This is a genomic window from Amycolatopsis sp. NPDC104775, assembly GCF_055583325.1.
In genome coordinates this window covers 601,915-618,081 of the sequence record NZ_JBVJOE010000005.1, presented here as the reverse complement: position 1 = coordinate 618,081, position 16,167 = coordinate 601,915, and the positions used below count along the sequence as shown (strand labels likewise).

Annotated in this window: 10 protein-coding genes; 4 read left to right on the top strand and 6 right to left on the bottom strand. The window is 70.1% G+C overall.

What is annotated here, in order from left to right:
* From ACZ63D_RS25555 to ACZ63D_RS25545, 3 genes are read right to left on the bottom strand one after another with little or no spacing between them, the layout of a single operon-like run.
* A complete protein-coding gene (locus ACZ63D_RS25555; RefSeq protein WP_465356860.1) occupies positions 1-2,088 on the bottom strand; it encodes an FUSC family protein in 2,088 nt (695 codons plus the stop codon).
* Positions 2,085-5,180, bottom strand: a complete 3,096-nt coding sequence (locus tag ACZ63D_RS25550) for a GH92 family glycosyl hydrolase (protein WP_465356859.1) — start codon at positions 5,178-5,180, stop codon at positions 2,085-2,087. The genes ACZ63D_RS25555 and ACZ63D_RS25550 overlap by 4 nt, the downstream gene beginning before the upstream one ends.
* Before the next feature lie 39 nt (positions 5,181-5,219).
* Positions 5,220-5,618 carry a GNAT family N-acetyltransferase gene (locus ACZ63D_RS25545; protein WP_465356858.1) on the bottom strand — a complete coding sequence of 133 codons (399 nt, stop codon included), beginning with the start codon at positions 5,616-5,618 and terminating at the stop codon, positions 5,220-5,222.
* Between the two features lie 57 nt (positions 5,619-5,675).
* On the opposite strand from ACZ63D_RS25545, the gene ACZ63D_RS25540 reads away from it, so the two are divergent.
* The gene (locus ACZ63D_RS25540) at positions 5,676-6,146 is read left to right on the top strand and encodes a hypothetical protein (RefSeq protein ID WP_465356857.1); all 471 of its coding nucleotides are present in this window, start codon (positions 5,676-5,678) and stop codon (positions 6,144-6,146) included.
* Positions 6,147-6,224: 78 nt separating this feature from the next.
* Here the strand turns inward: ACZ63D_RS25540 and ACZ63D_RS25535 are convergent, their stop codons facing one another.
* Entirely contained in the window at positions 6,225-10,532 is a 4,308-nt protein-coding gene (locus ACZ63D_RS25535; protein ID WP_465357006.1) for a GH92 family glycosyl hydrolase, read from the bottom strand.
* A 239-nt stretch (positions 10,533-10,771) separates the two neighbouring features.
* Here ACZ63D_RS25535 and ACZ63D_RS25530 point away from each other — a divergent pair, with 239 nt between their 5' ends.
* The gene (locus ACZ63D_RS25530) at positions 10,772-11,428 is read left to right on the top strand and encodes a class I SAM-dependent methyltransferase (RefSeq protein ID WP_465356856.1); all 657 of its coding nucleotides are present in this window, start codon (positions 10,772-10,774) and stop codon (positions 11,426-11,428) included.
* Positions 11,428-12,060, top strand: a complete 633-nt coding sequence (locus tag ACZ63D_RS25525; RefSeq protein WP_465356855.1) for a class I SAM-dependent methyltransferase — start codon at positions 11,428-11,430, stop codon at positions 12,058-12,060. Before ACZ63D_RS25530 ends, ACZ63D_RS25525 begins: the two co-directional genes overlap by 1 nt.
* 4 nt (positions 12,061-12,064) lie before the next feature.
* Here ACZ63D_RS25525 and ACZ63D_RS25520 read toward each other — a convergent pair whose 3' ends face one another.
* Entirely contained in the window at positions 12,065-13,369 is a 1,305-nt protein-coding gene (locus ACZ63D_RS25520) for a M20/M25/M40 family metallo-hydrolase (protein ID WP_465356854.1), read from the bottom strand.
* Positions 13,362-14,189, bottom strand: coding sequence for a M55 family metallopeptidase (locus tag ACZ63D_RS25515; RefSeq protein ID WP_465356853.1), 828 nt, complete (start codon positions 14,187-14,189; stop codon positions 13,362-13,364). The genes ACZ63D_RS25520 and ACZ63D_RS25515 overlap by 8 nt, the downstream gene beginning before the upstream one ends.
* Positions 14,190-14,374: 185 nt before the next feature.
* On the opposite strand from ACZ63D_RS25515, the gene ACZ63D_RS25510 reads away from it, so the two are divergent.
* Positions 14,375-16,162 carry an ABC transporter substrate-binding protein gene (locus ACZ63D_RS25510; RefSeq protein ID WP_465357005.1) on the top strand — a complete coding sequence of 596 codons (1,788 nt, stop codon included), beginning with the start codon at positions 14,375-14,377 and terminating at the stop codon, positions 16,160-16,162.
* Positions 16,163-16,167 lie beyond the last annotated feature (5 nt).

The window sequence follows — 16,167 nt, the reverse complement described above, 5'->3', positions numbered from 1 at the left end:
TCAGCTGTGCCGCGGCGGGTCCTGCGCGCCGACGCCTAAAACCCGGCCGAGCGCGATGAGCCCCTCGTCGAGGTGGCTCAGGCTGGACAGCACCGCGCGGGTCTCGGCCTCGTCGATCCGGTCGGCGACCGGGGTCCCGTCGTCGCGGACGAGTTTGCGCGGCCGCGCGCCGCCCGGGTTGCTGACCGCCTCGTGGACGAGGTCGACGTTCGCGATGATCCGGCCGGCGAACTGGTCCAGCCGCTCGGAGACCGGGCCGGCGAGCTGGCCGGGCTGCGCGCGGGCGGCCACGTGCCGGGCGCGGAAGGCGATGCCCTCCAAGGTGGTCAGCACGTGCCAGCCGTAGTCGCGGCGGGCGCTGCGCAGGTTGATCGGGTGGGTGAGCGGTTCGATCGTGAGCCGCACCTGCTCGACCGCGCGGTCGAGATCGCGGGACATCTCGATGATGTTGACGTTCTCGCGTCCGGAAAGCAGCGTCGCGGCCGACTCGACGAATTCGTGCAGTTCGTCGAGCGCGATCGCGATGTCGTCCAGCATCACCGCGCGGGTGCGGACCGGCAGCACGACGACGGCGGCGAGCAGTCCGCACGCCGCGCCGACCGCGGTTTCGGCGACGCGGATCCACAGCACCTCGATGCTGAACGTGCCGAGCAGGCTGTAGAGCAGCCCCAGCATGCTCGTCACGAAGAACGCCATCAGGAACTGCGAGACCCGCGCGGTGTAGACCATGCCGAAGACGCAGACCAGCAGCAGCGCGAGAATCGCCGGGGTGTTCCCGCTGACCAGCAGCGCCAGCGCGACGCCGCCGACGATGCCCAGCAGGGTCCCGCCGGTGCGGCGCATGCCTTTGACGAACCGCGCGCCCGCGCTTGAGGTGCCGATGAACACGACGAACACCGTCAGCACCGCCCAATACCAGCGCTGCGGCGAGATCAGCTGCCCGGCCAGCACGGCGAGCCCGCCGCCGAGGACGGCCTGGATCGCGCCGCGCGTCTGGTTGTCGTAGGCGAACGCCTTGGTCGGCTCGTCTTCGTCGTCCTCCTCGACGGCGAAGTCCACTTCCGCCTGGCGGCTGGCGATCCGCTGCGCCCGGTCGTCCGCGACCGCCAGTTCGGCGATCGCGCGGCGGACGCCGTCGCCGGGGTGCGCGCGCTCGTCGATCCGGCTGCCTTCCACGAGCATCCGGCTGTACTCGCCGGTCTCGCTGATCAGCGGCAGGTCGCGCGGGTCGCGTTCCATCAGCGACCGGAACCGGGCCAGCCGGGCCACGAGATCGTCGGCGACGCCCTCGGGCAGCGGCTGCGAGCACGTCCGCCGCACGGTGATCACCAGCCACTGCACGGCCAGTTCCACCTCGATCACCCGGCGGCGCAGCTGGTCCGCGCGGCGGTCGTCGACCACGTCGGGAGCGTGGTCCTCGATGAGGAGGACCACCTCGTGCAGGCGTTCCACCGCGGTGCGGATCTGCCGGTCGCTGCGGTCCGAACCGCCGGAGGAGATGTAGGCCTCGGTCGCGCGCACCGCCGCGCCGAGCCGCGCCCGGAACGCCTGCCGGTAGCGGATCAGCTCGCTTTCGGCGTTGCGGCGCAGGAGAAGGAACCGCACGACCGCGTTCGCCGCGACGCCGATGGCCAGCGCGATCAGCAGGTGCGGCACCTGCGCGAGATGCGCCTGCAGGAACATCGGGAAGAAGAACAGGAAGAACGCCATCGACCCGAGCGCGATGCCGCGTGCGCCGAACCGCTGCACGTACACCGCGACGAAGATCAGCAGCACGAACACGACGCTGTCGAGCGGCGCGTAGGCGGAGCCGAAACAGGCGGCGGTGATCGACGCCGCCCCGACCACGAGCGCGAGCAGCAGCGTGACGGCCTGGCCGCCGCTGGTGGCGTCGTTGACGGTGAACGCGCTCATCATCGCCGCGATGGCCGCGACGAGCGTGGTGGTGAGCGGGAAATGCAGCGGTTGCATCGCGAGGACCGCGAGGACGATGCCGAGCACCGCCGAAGCGGCGAGCCGCAGCCGGACGAGACCGGGGTCGGCCGCCGCCAGCCGGTCGAGGAAGGCGTTGCGTACGTCGGTGATCATCGGGCCAGCAGCTCCCACTGGGCGAGGGCGACGCGCCGCCGGGTCGAGGCGCGGACCCGCAGCCGGTAGTGCAGGCAGGCGGCGGGCTCGGCGAGCACGAACGGCCGGGTCTGGCGCCGCCAGCGGAACACCTCGCCGGAGCGTTCGTCGAGCGTCCGCCACTGGTGGCCGTCGTCGGAGCCTTCGAGCACCCAGTCCTGCGGATCGCCGGCGCTGCTGCCGGAGGTGAGCGTGTAGAGGACGACCTCGCGCGGCTCGCCTTCCGCGGTGAAAGCGATGGTGGGCCGGGGCGTGCGGAAGACGGCCTGGGTGCGGCTGGTGTTGTCCGTCAGAGCGGCGATCCCGTTGCCGGAGAGGTCGCGCAGCGGGGCGGGGGCGACCGGGGTGACCGGTTCGGCGCCCCAGTCGCCGGGCTCGGCGCGGACGTCGAACTCCAGTACTGCGCCGCGGGCTAGGACTGCGTGCGCGAGAGTGGCCGAAGGGTGCGGTTCGCCGTCGACAGTCAGGCCGTGGACGTACGGCGTGTCGGTCGCGCTGTCGGCGGTCGCGGCGCGGGGTGCTCGGATCACCAGGTCCTTTCCGTTGTCGAGATGCACGGTGGCGGAGCGGAACAGCGGCGCGCACACCGCGTACCGCGGGCTGCCGACGGTCAGCGGGTAGAGACCGAGGGCGGTGAAGACATACCAGGCCGACATTTCCCCGTTGTCCTCGTCCCCGGGATAGCCCTGGCCGAGTTCGCTGCCGAGGTACAGCCGGCGCAGCACTTCGCGCACGGTCCGCTGCAGTTTCGCCTGCGCCCCGGCGAAGGCGTAGACGAACGGGATGTGGTGCGAGGGCTGGTTGGAATGCCCGTACTGGCCCATCCGCACGTCCCGGGCCTCGGTCATCTCGTGGATCCGGCCGTCCTGTCCGGTCTCCGGGGTGCGGAAGAACTCGTCCAGCTTCGCTTCCAGCGCCGACGGGCCGCCGTGGAGCGCGGCGAGGCCGGGACCGTCGTGAGACACGGGGAACGCGGTGTTCCAGGCGTTCGTCTCCACGAAATCCGGTCCCCACGCCCGCGGGTCGAACCCGGCGGCCGGGTGCCGCCAGCCGCCGTCGAGGGTGCGGCCCTGGAAAAAGCCGATCCGTTCGTCGAAATGGTTGACGTAGTGCTGGGCGCGCCGGCGGAAGTAGACGGCGTTGTCGGCGAACCGCCGCGCGCGTGCGCCGCTGCTTTCCCGGGCTAGCGCGTCGGACAGGTTGGCGAGGCCGAAGTCGTTGAGACAGCCTTCGAGCGCCCAGGACAGGCCGCCTCGCGTCGAGGTCGGGGTGTAGCCGAGGAACGGGGAGCGGTGGAGTCCTTTGCGGCCGACGCCCGCGCGCGGCGGGGCGACGGTGGCGTTCTTGAGCGCGGCGTCGTAGGCGGCCTCGACGTCGAAGTTCGTGACGCCTTTCAGATACGCGTCGGCGAACGCGACATCGGAGCTGGTGCCGGTCATCAGGTCGGCGTAGCCGGGGGAGGACCAGCGGGCGATCCAGCCGCCTTCGCGGTACTGCTGCACGAAACCGTCGATCATCCGGCCGCACTGGCGCGGCGCGAGCAGCGCGTACGCGGGCCAGGCGGTGCGGTAGGTGTCCCAGAAGCCGTTGTTGACGTACAACTCGCCGTCCACGACCTTCGCGCCGGTGCGCCGCCGGGTGCTCGGCCGGAAACTCCGCACGACCGGGCTCGCGTGCCGGATGCCGCGCGGGGTGTTCTCGTGGGCGACGTTGGGGTACAGGAACAGCCGGTAGAGGCTGGAGTAGAAGGTGGTCAGCTCGTCCTCGGACGCGCCCTCCAACTCGACCCGGCCGAGCACCTCCTGCCAGCGTTCGCGGGCCTGGTCCCGGACTTGGCCGAAGGCAGTGCCCGCCGGGATTTCCAGTGCCAGGTTGCGTTTCGCCTGCGCGAGGCTGATCAGCGACGTCGCGATCCGCAGCGTCACCTCGGGCTCGGCGAACTCCAGGCTTCCGGTCACCGTCCGCCAGAACGGCCGCCGGATCCGCCCGCCGCCGGAGGGCCGTTGATCAGCCTCCGCGTAGACGAACATCCGCCGCGCACCGGTCGACAGCCCGCTCCGCACCCAGGTGTGGCCGGTGACGATCCCGTGCTCGGCGTCGATCCGGATCCCGCCGCGGTTGCGGGCGTTGTCGAACAGCACCCAGCCCCGCTCCGCAGGGAAGGCGAACCGGAACATCGCCGCGTGCTCGGCCGGTGCGACCTCGGCGGTGATGCCGCCGCGGAACCGGACGCGGTAATGGTGCGGCCGGTCGGTCTCGTCGTCGTGGCTGAACGCCAGCGAACGCCGCCCGCGATCCGGCTCGACCGCGCCGGTGCCGGGCATCAGGTGGAAGGTGTGCCGGTCGCCCATCCACGGGCTCGGCTGGTGGCTGAGCCCGAACGCCTGCAGCCGCGGCTCGTTCCGGTCGTCGTTGTGCCGGTGGTAGGAATAGAACCAGTTCAGCGCCCGCGCGTCGGTGACTGGGGTCCAGAAGGTGAACCCGTGCGGGACCGCGGTGGCCGGGAACGTGTTGCCGCGCGAGAACTCGTTGCTGGAATGCGTGCCGCGCGTCGTGCGGACCCAGTCGACCGGATCCTTGCGCTGTGGCGGATGCTCGGCGATCCGGACGTCGTCCAGCCAGCCCGTCGCGTCGCCGTCGAAGCCGGTGGTCAGCAGAATCCGCCGCACTCGCCGTCCCGCGAACGCTTTCAGCGGACGACGCACCAGGTTCCACTGATCGACGTAGAGCCTCTTCGGCTCAGGGGAGAACCCGGCGCGGCTGCCGTCGTCGAACTCGAGATCGAGCGCGACGTACGTGCTGCGATAGCTCGGCACCGGGCCGTCGGACGCCGGGAAGACCACATACGACAGTGCACTGTGGCCGGTGACCGGAATGTCCACCTCGAACAGCGTGACCGTCGGCCCTGCCTGGTACCGAAGGGCTTTCGCCCCGGTGAACCCGACACCCGTCTTCGCCGTCGGCGACCGGCGCGGCCCGCTGTCCACCCGCGCCCCCGCGACCGGCTGCGGATCGCCCGCTTCGAACGAGGAGAAGAACGCAGCCGTGGTCACGGTCCCCACGGTAATCGTTCCCGGACCGGCCGCGCCGGATCAGCTCGCCGTGAGCCGGATCAACCCCGCGTCGGTGGAGGCGAACCCGCAGGCACCGAAGTAGAACGGCCGAAGGTGCGGTTCGAAATCCACGTGCAGCCACTCGCAGCCCGCGTCCCGGGCGGCGTCGCGGGCGCGCCGGACGAGTTCGGTGCCGATGCCGCGGTGCTGCCAGCCGGAGTGCACCTTCGGGTCGAGGAGGAAGGCGTGGTCCGCGCCATCCCACGCGACGTTCGCGAAGCCGACGAGTTCGGTCCCGTCGTACGCGCTGACCCAGCCGAGACTGTGCTGCCGCGCCCGGTCCCACCAGCCGGGTTCGGCGTTGCCGCCGTGCGCTTCGGTGAGGGCGACGAGCTGCGCGTCGGTCAGGTCGGCTCGCCAGGCGTAGTTGATCTCCATGTCCGCGACGGTTGCATGGGGCCGGGTGCGCGAGCCACCGAATAAGCTGGTGCCGCGATGAAGTACGTCAGAGTGGAAGCGACCGGGACGGGCAACTACCTCGATGCCCAGGCATATCTCCGTCTGCTGCACGCGCTCTCGGCCGAGCTCCCGCCCGGCGCCCGGGCGTTCGCCGCCGACCCGGAGCACTACTGCTTCCCCGGCAAGCGGTGCGTGAAAGACCTCGTGCTCGACACGCTGCTGCGCGGAACGACGGACGGCGAGGACTGGCTGCAGCTCGGCTTCCGCCACAACTGCTGGAAACACGAAGAAGACCTGAGCATCCGGTACCAGGGGGTCCGCGCTCTCACCCACGACCCGGCGGACCGGACCGGCTTCGGCCCGGTCACGCTGGACGAGATCCTTCCTCACGACCACGGATGCAGTCACGAGATCGGCTTCCTCGCCGGATCCCTCACCGTCGTCAGCCGCGACTTGACCGCGACCTGGACCGAAGCCGACTGCCCGGACAACAGGCCCGGCGCCTGACCCCGCAGACACCGCAGGCCAGGAGCCCGGAACGAATCCGAGCCCCTGGCCTGCGCCTATCTCCGGAGAATCAGCCGATCAAAGCTTCGCGCACTGCCCCGCGGCCGGGCCGCGAACCGTGTTGGCGAGGTCGTGATCGGTCGGGGCGGGGGAGTTGCCCGTGCAGGCCAGCGGCCCGCCCACGGTGCTGCTCGCGATCAGCGGCCCCTGGTTGCCGGTCAGGTTCACCGGGCCGGAGACGTCGGTCAGCTCGATCGACACCGGGCCGGTGCTGCCGGTGATCGACACCGGACCGGCCACCTTCGTCCGGTTCAGCACCACCTGCGCCGCACCGGCCGCCGCGAGCGGGCCGGTGATCTGGCCGCCCCGCACGATCAGCGAAGCGCCGCGGGCCACGTTCACCGGGCCCGACACCGTCGCGCCGTTCAGGCACACCACGCCGCTCGACACGGTCAGCGGGCCGTTCTGCACGCCGGTCAGCGTCTTGGTGCACGAGGCGTCCGGACGGCCCAGCAGCTCGAACTCCGCCAGCGTCGCCGGTCCGCCGGTGGTCGCGGTGACCTCCAGCCGGTAGTAGGCGTAGTGCGCCGGGTTCTTCACCGCGAACGCCCGGGTCTGCTGCCGCCACGGGAACGCCTGGTCGGTCTGCTGATCGGCGACCGTCCAGTTCTTCCCGTCGTACGAACCCTTCAACGTCCAGCTCTTCGCGTCGCCCGCACCGGAGCCGGAGGTGAGCGTGTAGTGCGTGACCGCCTCGTCGGTCGACTTGAGCTGGTACTGCACCGCGCCGGTCACCTTCGCCTGCGTGCGCGAGGTGTTGTCCAGCAACGCCGACGCGTCCGAACCGTCCGAAGTGGACAGCGTGCCCAGCCCCGGCCCGGTCTCGTCGTGCAGCGGCGTCGGCGCCGCGTCGCCCGTGGTGATCGACTTCGGCGCGTCGTTCGCCCCGGTGCCCCACGCCGACGGGTTCGGGCCCATGTCGAAGTCGAGCGTGGCGCCGTGGGCGAGCAGGTCGTGCGGCAGCGACGTCGAGGTCCACGCCTTGCCGTTGACCTTCAACCCTTGCACGTAGACGTTCTTCGCCGAGTTCTTCGGCGCGTTGATCACCAGGTCCCCGCCGGGAAGGTGCACGGTCGCCTTGGTGAACAGCGGCGACCCGATCGCGTAGTTCGGGCTGCCCATCTGCAGCGGGTAGAAGCCCAGCGAGCTGAACACGTACCACGCGGACATCTCGCCGTTGTCCTCGTCGCCCGCGTAGCCCTGGCCCAACTCACTGCCGGTGTAGAGCCGCGACACCGCTTCGCGCACCTTCGCCTGCGTCTTCGCCGGCTGGCCCGCGTAGTCGTACATGTACAGGATGTGGTGCGAAGGCTGGTTGGAGTGGCCGTACTGGCCCATCCGCACGTCCCGCGCCTCCCGCATCTCGTGGATCGTGCCGCCGTAGCTGCCCGGGAAGTTCGCGGTCTCCTGGTCGGCGAAGAACGCGTCGAGCTTCGCGCCCAGCTTGTCCTTGCCGCCGTAGAGATTCGCCAGCCCCTGTCCGTCCTGCGGCACGGTGAAGGCCATGTTCCAGCCGTCGGTCTCGGTGTAGTCCCCGCCCCACACCCGCGGGTCGTAGGACGCCTTGTCCTTGGTGAACTTCCCGCTCGCGTCTTTGCCCTGGAAGAACCCGGTGCTCGGATCGAACAGGTTCACGTACTGCTGCGCCCGGCTGGTGAAGTACTGGTAGTTCTCCAGGTACTCCGCCTTGCGCGGATCGTTCGCCGCGGCCTGGTCGTACATCTTCTTCGACAGGTTCGCGACGCCGAAGTCGTTGACGTAGCCCTCGATCGCCCACGAGAAGCCCTCGCCGGTCGAATTCGGCGTGTAGCCGAGGAAAATCGACTGGTCCAGACCCTTGCGGCCGACCGCCGAGTTCGGCGGCGTCACCGTGGCGTTCTTGAGCGCCGCGTCATAGGCCGACTTGACGTCGAAGTTCGTCACGCCCTTCTGGTAGGCGTCGGCGAACGCGACGTCCGAACTGGTCCCGGTCATCAGGTCCGCGTAACCGGGGGAGGACCAGCGCGCGATCCAGCCGCCGTCGCGGTACTGCTGCACGAAACCGTCCACCATCTTGCCCGCCATGTCCGGCGTGAGCAGCGAGTACGCCGGCCACGTCGTGCGGTAGGTGTCCCAGAACCCGTTGTTCACATACGTCTGCCCGTCGACGATCTTCGATCCCGTTTTCGTCGCGGTGTCCGCGCCGGTCTTCGGCGACACCGGGCTGGCGTACTGGTACTTCGGCGTTTCCTTCGTGCCGACGTTCTCGAAACCCTCGTTCGGGTACAGGAACAACCGGTACAGGTTGGAGTACAGCGTCTCCAGCTGGTCCTTCGACGCGCCCTCGACCTCGATCACGCCGAGCTGCTTGTCCCACGCCTGCTGCGCCGCGTCCCGCACCTGGTCGAACCCGGCGTTCGGGGCGATCTCCTGCTCCAGGTTCTTCTTCGCCTGGTCCACGCTGATCAGCGACGTCGCGATCCGCATCGTCACGGTCTTGTCCGCGCCCGCGTCGAACCGCAGGTAACCGGTCACGTTGTCCCGGTTCTGCCCGGTCAGCTTCCCGCCGTTGGTCACCGGCTTGTCGAACGTCGCGTACACGAACAGCCGCCCGGCGCCCGCGGACAGGCCGCTCTTGGCGTCGGAGTACCCCGTGAGCGTGCCGTGTGCCGGGTCGAGCGTGAGCCCGCCGGAGTTGTTGACGTTGTCGAAGATCAGGCTGGAATCGGTGCCCGGGAAGGAGAACCGCATCATCGCCGCGTGATCGGCCGGCGCGATCTCGGTCTTGATCCCGTTCTGGAACGTGACGCCGTAGTAATGCGCCCGCGCCACCTCGTTGTCGTGCGTGAACGGCAGCGCCCGCTTGTCGCGGTTCGCGTCCGGCACCCCGCTCGCGGCCGAAGGCATCACCTGGAAGCTCTGCCGGTCGCCCATCCACGGGCTCGGCTCGTGGCTCACGCTGAACGCCTGCAGCTGCGGGAGATTGTCCGCGTTGTTCTGCGAATGGTAGTTGTACAGCCAGCTCGCCGAACCCGCGTCGGTCACCGGCGTCCAGAAGTTGAAGCCGTGCGGCACCGCGGTCGCCGGGAAGTTGTTGCCGCGCGAGAACGTGCCGTTCGCGAGCGTGCCGCGGGTGGTGAGCACGTTGTCGCTGGGCCGCTTGCTCGCCGGCGGCGTCGGGGTCGCGGAGATCTTCAGATCGTCCAGCCAGCCCGCGAACTGCGCGGGGCCGTCCGGATTGTCGTAGCCGACCGCGATCCGGTCGATCGTCTTGCCCGCCGCGACCCGCCCGATCGCCGAACGCACCAGGTTCCACTGGTTGGCGTAGAGGACCTTGCTCGCGCCCTGGCCCTCCGGCGTCAGCGGGAACCCGTACTGGTCGGTCGCGCCGAGATCGCGCAGATGCGTGCCGTCGGTGAAGTCCAGGTCGACCGCGACGTTCGTGCTCGGGTACTTGAGATCGCCCTCGACGAACTGCGGCTGCACCTTGTAGGACAGCTCGGTCGTCCCCGTCACCGGGATGTCGACGTCGTAGACCTTGTTGTAGGAATAGCCGTGCCCGGCCTTGGGCTGGCTCCCGGAATACCGGAACGCCTTCTTGCCGGTGAACCCGACCCGGTTCTTGCTGGTGTAGCCCTGGTTCGGGCCGGAGTCCACGACGCTGCGCATGTTCGGCAGCGGCGGCGGGGCCGGATCGTCGTTGGCCAGCAGCAGCTCGGACATCTGCATGATGTCGTCGCCGTTGTTGCGCGTGACATTCAGCCGGTAATAGGCGTACGCGGCGCTGGGCGAGGCCAGCTTGTAGTCGTTCTGCTGGAACCGCTTGTCGAACGACTGCCCGGACTGCTTGTCCAGGTCCGTCCACTGCTGCGCGTCGTTCGAGCCCTGCAGCGTCCAGTCCCGCGGGTCCCGGCCGGGGAAGTCGTTGGCCGAACTGACCGCGTAATGCGTGATCGACGTCGGCGCGGAAAGCGTGAACGTCACCGACGCGGCCGGGTCCCACGACAGCCACTTCGTGCCGGTGCTGCCGTCGACCAGGTTCGCGGCGACCTCGCCGCCGCCGGTGTTCTCGCTGGTCGCGCTGATGTCAGTGATCTTGCCCCGGATGTCGCCGGGGATCGACGTCCCGTTCGCGCCGTCGACGCCCGAAGCCCGCGGCTTCCCGGCGGCATCGGTGTCGACAGCGTCCTGGATCGGTTGCGGATCGGTCGGCTCGAACGAGGAAACGAAGTCCGGCGGGGCGGCCTCGCCCGGCGCGGCACCGGCCGCGGCGGGCAAGACGACCAGGCCCGCCGCCGCCACCGCCGCGGCGAGCACGGCGTGCAACGGTCTGGCGCTTCGGGGCATCATTGCTCCCAAGGTGGTCAGGGGATCGGGGGTCCGGGACTTCGCGAAATCCCGGGGTGCCGGAAGCTCAACGCGCGGGTGACATCGATGTCAAGGCCGCCCCGGAAACCTGACCGGAAACGGACAACCCGCGACCGCCCCGCTACGGCAACCGGGTGCCCGCCCCCGCGGCGCGCGAGCCGGACGACTGCTGCCGCGCGCCGCACGGGAGCGCCGGCCCTGCGGGTATAACGGAGTCCATGCCAGACGACGCCATCGATCCCGACGAGGAAGCCCGCCGCCGGGCCGGACTCGCCCTCGCCAACGGCGACCCCACCGGGTGGTTCGAGCCCCTCTACGCCGCGGCGGAAGCGGGCGAGGCCGTCCTGCCGTGGTACCGCGGCGAGCCCTCGCCGGAACTCGCCGCCTGGATCGCCGACCGGCCCGGAAACGGACGCCGGGCGCTGGTCGTCGGCTGCGGGATGGCCGACGACGCCGAACTCCTCGCCGCCGCCGGATACGAGACGTCCGCCTTCGACGTCTCGCCCAGCGCGATCAAGGCCGTGCTCAACCGCTTCCCGGACACCGTCGTCTCCTACCGCACCGCGGACCTGCTCACCCCGCCCGCGGAATTCCACTACGCCTTCGACCTGGTCGTGGAGATCATGACCGTCCAGTCGATGCCGAAAGACGTCCACGACCCGGCCATCGCCTCGGTCTCCGGTTTCGTCGCCCCGGGCGGAACGCTCGTCGTCGGCGCGGTCGCCGAGGAAAGCATCGACCTCGCCACCTGGGAGGGCCCGCCGTGGCCGCTCAGCGAAGCCGAGATCGAATCCTTCGCCCGCGACGGGGTCACCCTGACCTCGCTGCGGCGCGTCCGCGACGACAGCCGCTGGTGGGCGGAGTTCACCCGCTGATGCCGCCGGACCGTCCCGAGACCAGCCACGAACGCGAAGCCGGGCGTCCGTGGGACGAGTCCTATCAGGACGGTCGCCCGCCGTGGGACCTCGGCCGCCCGCAACCGGCGATCGCGGAACTCGCCGCCGAGGGCGCGTTCCGCGGCACGGTCCTCGACGCCGGATGCGGCACCGGCGAGAACGCGCTGCACCTCGCCGCGGGCGGACTGTCCATTGTGGGCATCGACGTCGCCGAGACCGCGATCGCGCGAGCGAAAGAGAAAGCCCGCGAGCGCGGTCTCGCGGCCGAGTTCGCGGTCGGCGACGCCTTCCGGCTGTCCGCTTTGGACCGCACCTTCGACACCGTCCTCGACTGCGGCCTGTTCCACACCTTCGACGACCGGGAACGCCAGACCTACGTCGCCAGCCTCGCGGCCGTCACCGAACCGGGCGCGACGCTGCACGTCCTGTGCTTCCGCGACGCCGGAACCGAATCAGGCCCGCACCCGGTCGCCCGAGCCGAACTGGAAGCACCGTTCCAGCGCGAAACCGGGTGGCGGATCGAGACCGTGCGCGACAGCCGGATCGTCGCCAGCTTCGCGCCGGACGGGCTTCCCGCCTGGCTGGCGACGATCCAGCGCGTCAACGCCTGAGGCCTCAGCACGTCTCCAGGAACCGGGTCAGCACCCGCGTTCCGAACCGCAGCCCGTCCACCGGCACCCGTTCGTCCACGCCGTGCGCCATCGCCCGGTACGGGAAGCCTTCCGGCAGCGCCAGGGGAGCGAAGCCGTAGCACGCCATTCCCAGCTGGGTGAACGCCTTCGCGTCCGTCCCGCCGCCCATGCAGTACGGCACCACGACCGCCTCCGGGTCCTCCGCCCGCAGCGCCCCGGCCATCGCGTCGAACCACGGCGAATCCACCGGAGCCTGCACCGGCGGCTGATGCGCCACGAATTCCCGCGTGACTCCCTCGCCCAGCAACGAATCCACCACCGCGAACAGGTCGTCCTCGGTCCCCGGCAGCACCCGGACATCGACCTGCGCGGTCGCGGTCGACGGGATCACGTTCACCTTGTACCCGGCGTCGAGCATCGTCGGCGTGGTGCTGTTGCGCACCGTCGGCACCACCAGCGACCCGGCCGTGCCCAGCCGCGCCACGGTCGCGTCGACCGCGTCCCCGGACGACAGGTCCACCGGCACGCCCAACGCCGCACCGGTCCGCTCCAAGAACGCGCGCACAGTCGGCGTCAGCTGCACCGGCCAGCGATGCTCCGCGATCCGCTGCAACGCTCCGACCAGCCGCACCACCGCGTTCTCCGCGTTCGGCCGCGACCCGTGCCCGGCACGCCCGCGCGCGGTGAGCCGCAGATGCGCGGTGCCGCGCTCAGCCGTGCCGACCGGGTACAGCCGCACTTTGCGACCGTCTGCGGCGGGCACGTGATAGCTGTACCCGCCGGATTCGCTGATCGCCGCCGCGCAGCCCTCGAAGAGGTCTGGGTGCTCCTTGACCAGCCAGTGCGCGCCGTAGTCGCCGCGGTCCTCCTCGTCGGCGACGAACGCCAGCACGAGATCCCGCCGCGGACGCAGCCCGGACGCGACGGCGGCCAGCACCATCGCGCAGAAATCCTTCATGTCGACCGCGCCCCGGCCCCACAGGAACCCGTCGCGCACCTCGCCGGAAAACGGCGGTACAGACCAATCCGCCGCATCCGCGGGCACCACGTCCAGATGTCCCTGCACGAGCAGCGCGGGCAGCGTCGGATCGGAGCCCGGTATCCGCGCGACGACATTCGCCCGCTGCGGTTCGGACTCCAGGATCCGCGCCGAAACCCCGTACTGGCCAAGCAATTCGGCGACGTACTCGGCGGCGAGGCGTTCGCCCGCGGCCTCTCCGTTCCCGTAGTTGGTGGTGTCGAACCGGATCAGGTCCGCGCACAGCGAAACCACGTCGACCTCAGCCATAGATGCCCTGCACCGCCCCCGCCGCGATGGCCGTGACCACCTTGAACGCCTTCATCGCCTCGGTCATGCTCGGCGCCTCGAACGCGACCCGCCGCGTCCCGGTCTGCTCCACGGTCGGGATCACCGCGGTCGCCTGCGCAAGATGGCTCGCGTCGAACTCGACCTCGATCCGGTGCCGCCCCGGCGTCCGCTCGGCCCGCCCGGCGCGCGCCATCGCCTCGCGCGCGCCGGCTTCCAGCAGCCGCGCGGTGCGCGCGGGCGGCAGGCAGATCGCCGCATACCGGCTCACGCATTCCTTGACCTGCACCAGTTCCGCGTCCGGCGCGTAGTCGCGCGCGTCCTCGCAGGTCTGGTCGTCGCCGCTGACCAGCAGCACCGGCACGCCGTACTCGCCCGCCATCGCCGCGTTCAGCCTGCCCTCGCTGGCCGGCACGTCGTCCAGCCACACGCCGGTGATCTGGTTCTCCAGATAGGTGTGCGACAGCACGCCGTCGAACCCGGCCCCGGCGTGGTAGCCGAGGAACACCACACCGTCCACACCGGAATCGATGCCCTGCATCATCGACAGCGGCTTGTGCCGCCCGGTCAGCATCCGCGCGCGTTCGTCGAGGTCTTCCAGCAGCAGGTTGCGCTGCGACGAATGCGCCTCGTTGACGAGCACGTCGGTCGCGCCCGCGGCGTACAGGCCGGCCAGCACCGCGTTGACGTCGCCGGTGAACATGCCCCGGAACCGCTGCCACTGCGGGCTCCCGGGCACGACGTCGTCGGTCCAGGTGACTCCCGTGGCGCCTTCCATGTCGGCCGAGATCAGGATCCGCATGCCGGGCACTCTAGTGATCCGCGCCGCGCGCATAACGATCGGACACGCACCGGCGCCGTCACATATTGCGCGCTTCCCGCGGTATGTGGTTACTTTTCGTCTCTGGGGTCGGGGATTGACGATGGGGTGGTTCTCAAGTGCGGATCAAGCACAGGCGGCACGGGTTGCGCCGCGTTTTCGGTGTCGTGACGGCAGGAACACTGGCGATTCTGCCGTTGGCGGGGACCGCGACCGCACAAGCGGCGCAGCAGCAGGCGCAGCCGAAGGTGCTGCGGGTCGCGCTGACCACTGGTATCGACCACTTGAACCCGTTCACCGCCGGGCTCGCCGCGTCGACCCAGGTCGGCCGGTTCATCTACGAATTCCTCACGACCCCGTCGGCGGACAAGGCCGAGGCCGCCCCGGCGCTCGCCGAATCGTGGACGACCTCGCCTGACAAGCTGACCTGGACGTTCAAGATCCGCCAGGGCGCGAAGTGGTCCGACGGGCAGCCGGTCACCGCCAAGGACGCCGCGTTCACCTTCAACCGGATGCTCACCGACGCCACCGCGCGCACCGCGAACGGCAACTACGTCGCGAGCTTCGAGTCGGTGAACGCGCCGGACGACACGACGCTGGTGATCAAGACCAAGACCGTACAGTCGTCGATGACGCTCCTCGACGTCCCGATCGTGCCCGAGCACGTGTGGTCGCAGATCAAGGACCTGAGCGACCCGAAGACCGACACGATCCCGGTCGTCGGCGTCGACGACGGGCCGTACCAGATCACCGAGTACAAGCAGAACGAATACGTCAAGTTCAAGGCCAACAAGAACTACTGGCGCGGCGCGCCGAAGGTCGACGAGCTGCAGCTGCTGGTGTTCAAGGACGTCGAGGCCGCGGTGAACGCCCTCAAGCAGGGCGAGGTCGACGTGATCAACCGGCTCACCCCGACGCAGTTCGACGCGCTCAAGGACCAGCCGAACATCGCGCTGAACAAGGCTCCCGGCCGCCGCTACAACGCGCTCAACCTCAACTTCGGCGTCCAGAACTCGGAGAACAAGCCGATCGGAAACGGCAACCCGGTGCTCAAGGACATCCGGGTGCGCCAGGCGATCGCGCAGTCGATCGACGCGAAGACGATCGTGGACAAGGTCGCCGGCGGCTACGCCCAGCCCGGCGGCGGCGTGATCCCGCCGATCTACTCGGCCTACCACTGGGATCCAGCTCCGGGGGAGGAGCGCAAGTTCGACCTCGCCGCCGCCAACGCCGCGCTCGACGCCGCCGGCTACCCGAAGGGCCGCGACGGCATCCGCACCGCGCCCGGCGGCGCGCGCCTGGAACTGCGCCTCACCGGGCACGCCAACCGCGCGCAGGACCAGCGGCTCGCCCAGTACCTCACCGGCTGGCTGCACGACATCGGCATTTCGGTGAAGCAGGAACTCGTCTCCGACGACGAGCTCAACGACCGCACCAACGCCGGCAACTACGACCTGGCGATCTCCGGCTACGCGAACAACCCGGACCCGGACTACTCGCTGGCCCTGCACACCTGCGCCGCGCGGCCCAACGCCGAAGGCAAGGGAGGCACCACCGACACGTTCTTCTGCGACCCGCAGTACGACGCGCTCTACGCCAAGCAGCTCGCCGAAACCGACCCGGCCGTCCGCGCCGGCTACGTCAAGCAGGCCCAGGCGCGGCTGTACAGCCAGGCCGTGAACGTCGTCTACGACTACGACAACGCGCTCGAGGCCTACCGCTCCGACAGGTTCTCCTCGTTCACCAAGCAGCCGCAGCCCGAAGGCTCGATCCTCGAGCAGACCGCCTACTGGGGCGTGTACGGCGCGGTCCCGGCCGACGCTTCGGCCGCTTCGTCCGACAGCGGCTCCGGCACGACGGTGTGGATCGTCGTCGGCGCGGTCGTGCTCGTCGTGCTCGTGGGCGGCGGCGTCGCGCTGTCGCGCCGCGGCAAGTCCGCCGACGACCGGGAGTAGGAGAA

Excerpts from the sequence above, each read along its gene's own strand:
- ACZ63D_RS25555 (WP_465356860.1), bottom strand. The coding sequence starts at position 2,088 with ATGATCACCGACGTACGCAACGCCTTCCTCGACCGGCTGGCGGCGGCC.
- ACZ63D_RS25545 (WP_465356858.1), bottom strand. The coding sequence starts at position 5,618 with ATGGAGATCAACTACGCCTGGCGAGCCGACCTGACCGACGCGCAGCTC.
- ACZ63D_RS25540 (WP_465356857.1), top strand. The coding sequence starts at position 5,676 with ATGAAGTACGTCAGAGTGGAAGCGACCGGGACGGGCAACTACCTCGAT.
- ACZ63D_RS25535 (WP_465357006.1), bottom strand. The coding sequence starts at position 10,532 with ATGCCCCGAAGCGCCAGACCGTTGCACGCCGTGCTCGCCGCGGCGGTG.
- ACZ63D_RS25530 (WP_465356856.1), top strand. The coding sequence starts at position 10,772 with ATGCCAGACGACGCCATCGATCCCGACGAGGAAGCCCGCCGCCGGGCC.
- ACZ63D_RS25525 (WP_465356855.1), top strand. The coding sequence starts at position 11,428 with ATGCCGCCGGACCGTCCCGAGACCAGCCACGAACGCGAAGCCGGGCGT.
- ACZ63D_RS25520 (WP_465356854.1), bottom strand. The coding sequence starts at position 13,369 with ATGGCTGAGGTCGACGTGGTTTCGCTGTGCGCGGACCTGATCCGGTTC.
- ACZ63D_RS25515 (WP_465356853.1), bottom strand. The coding sequence starts at position 14,189 with ATGCGGATCCTGATCTCGGCCGACATGGAAGGCGCCACGGGAGTCACC.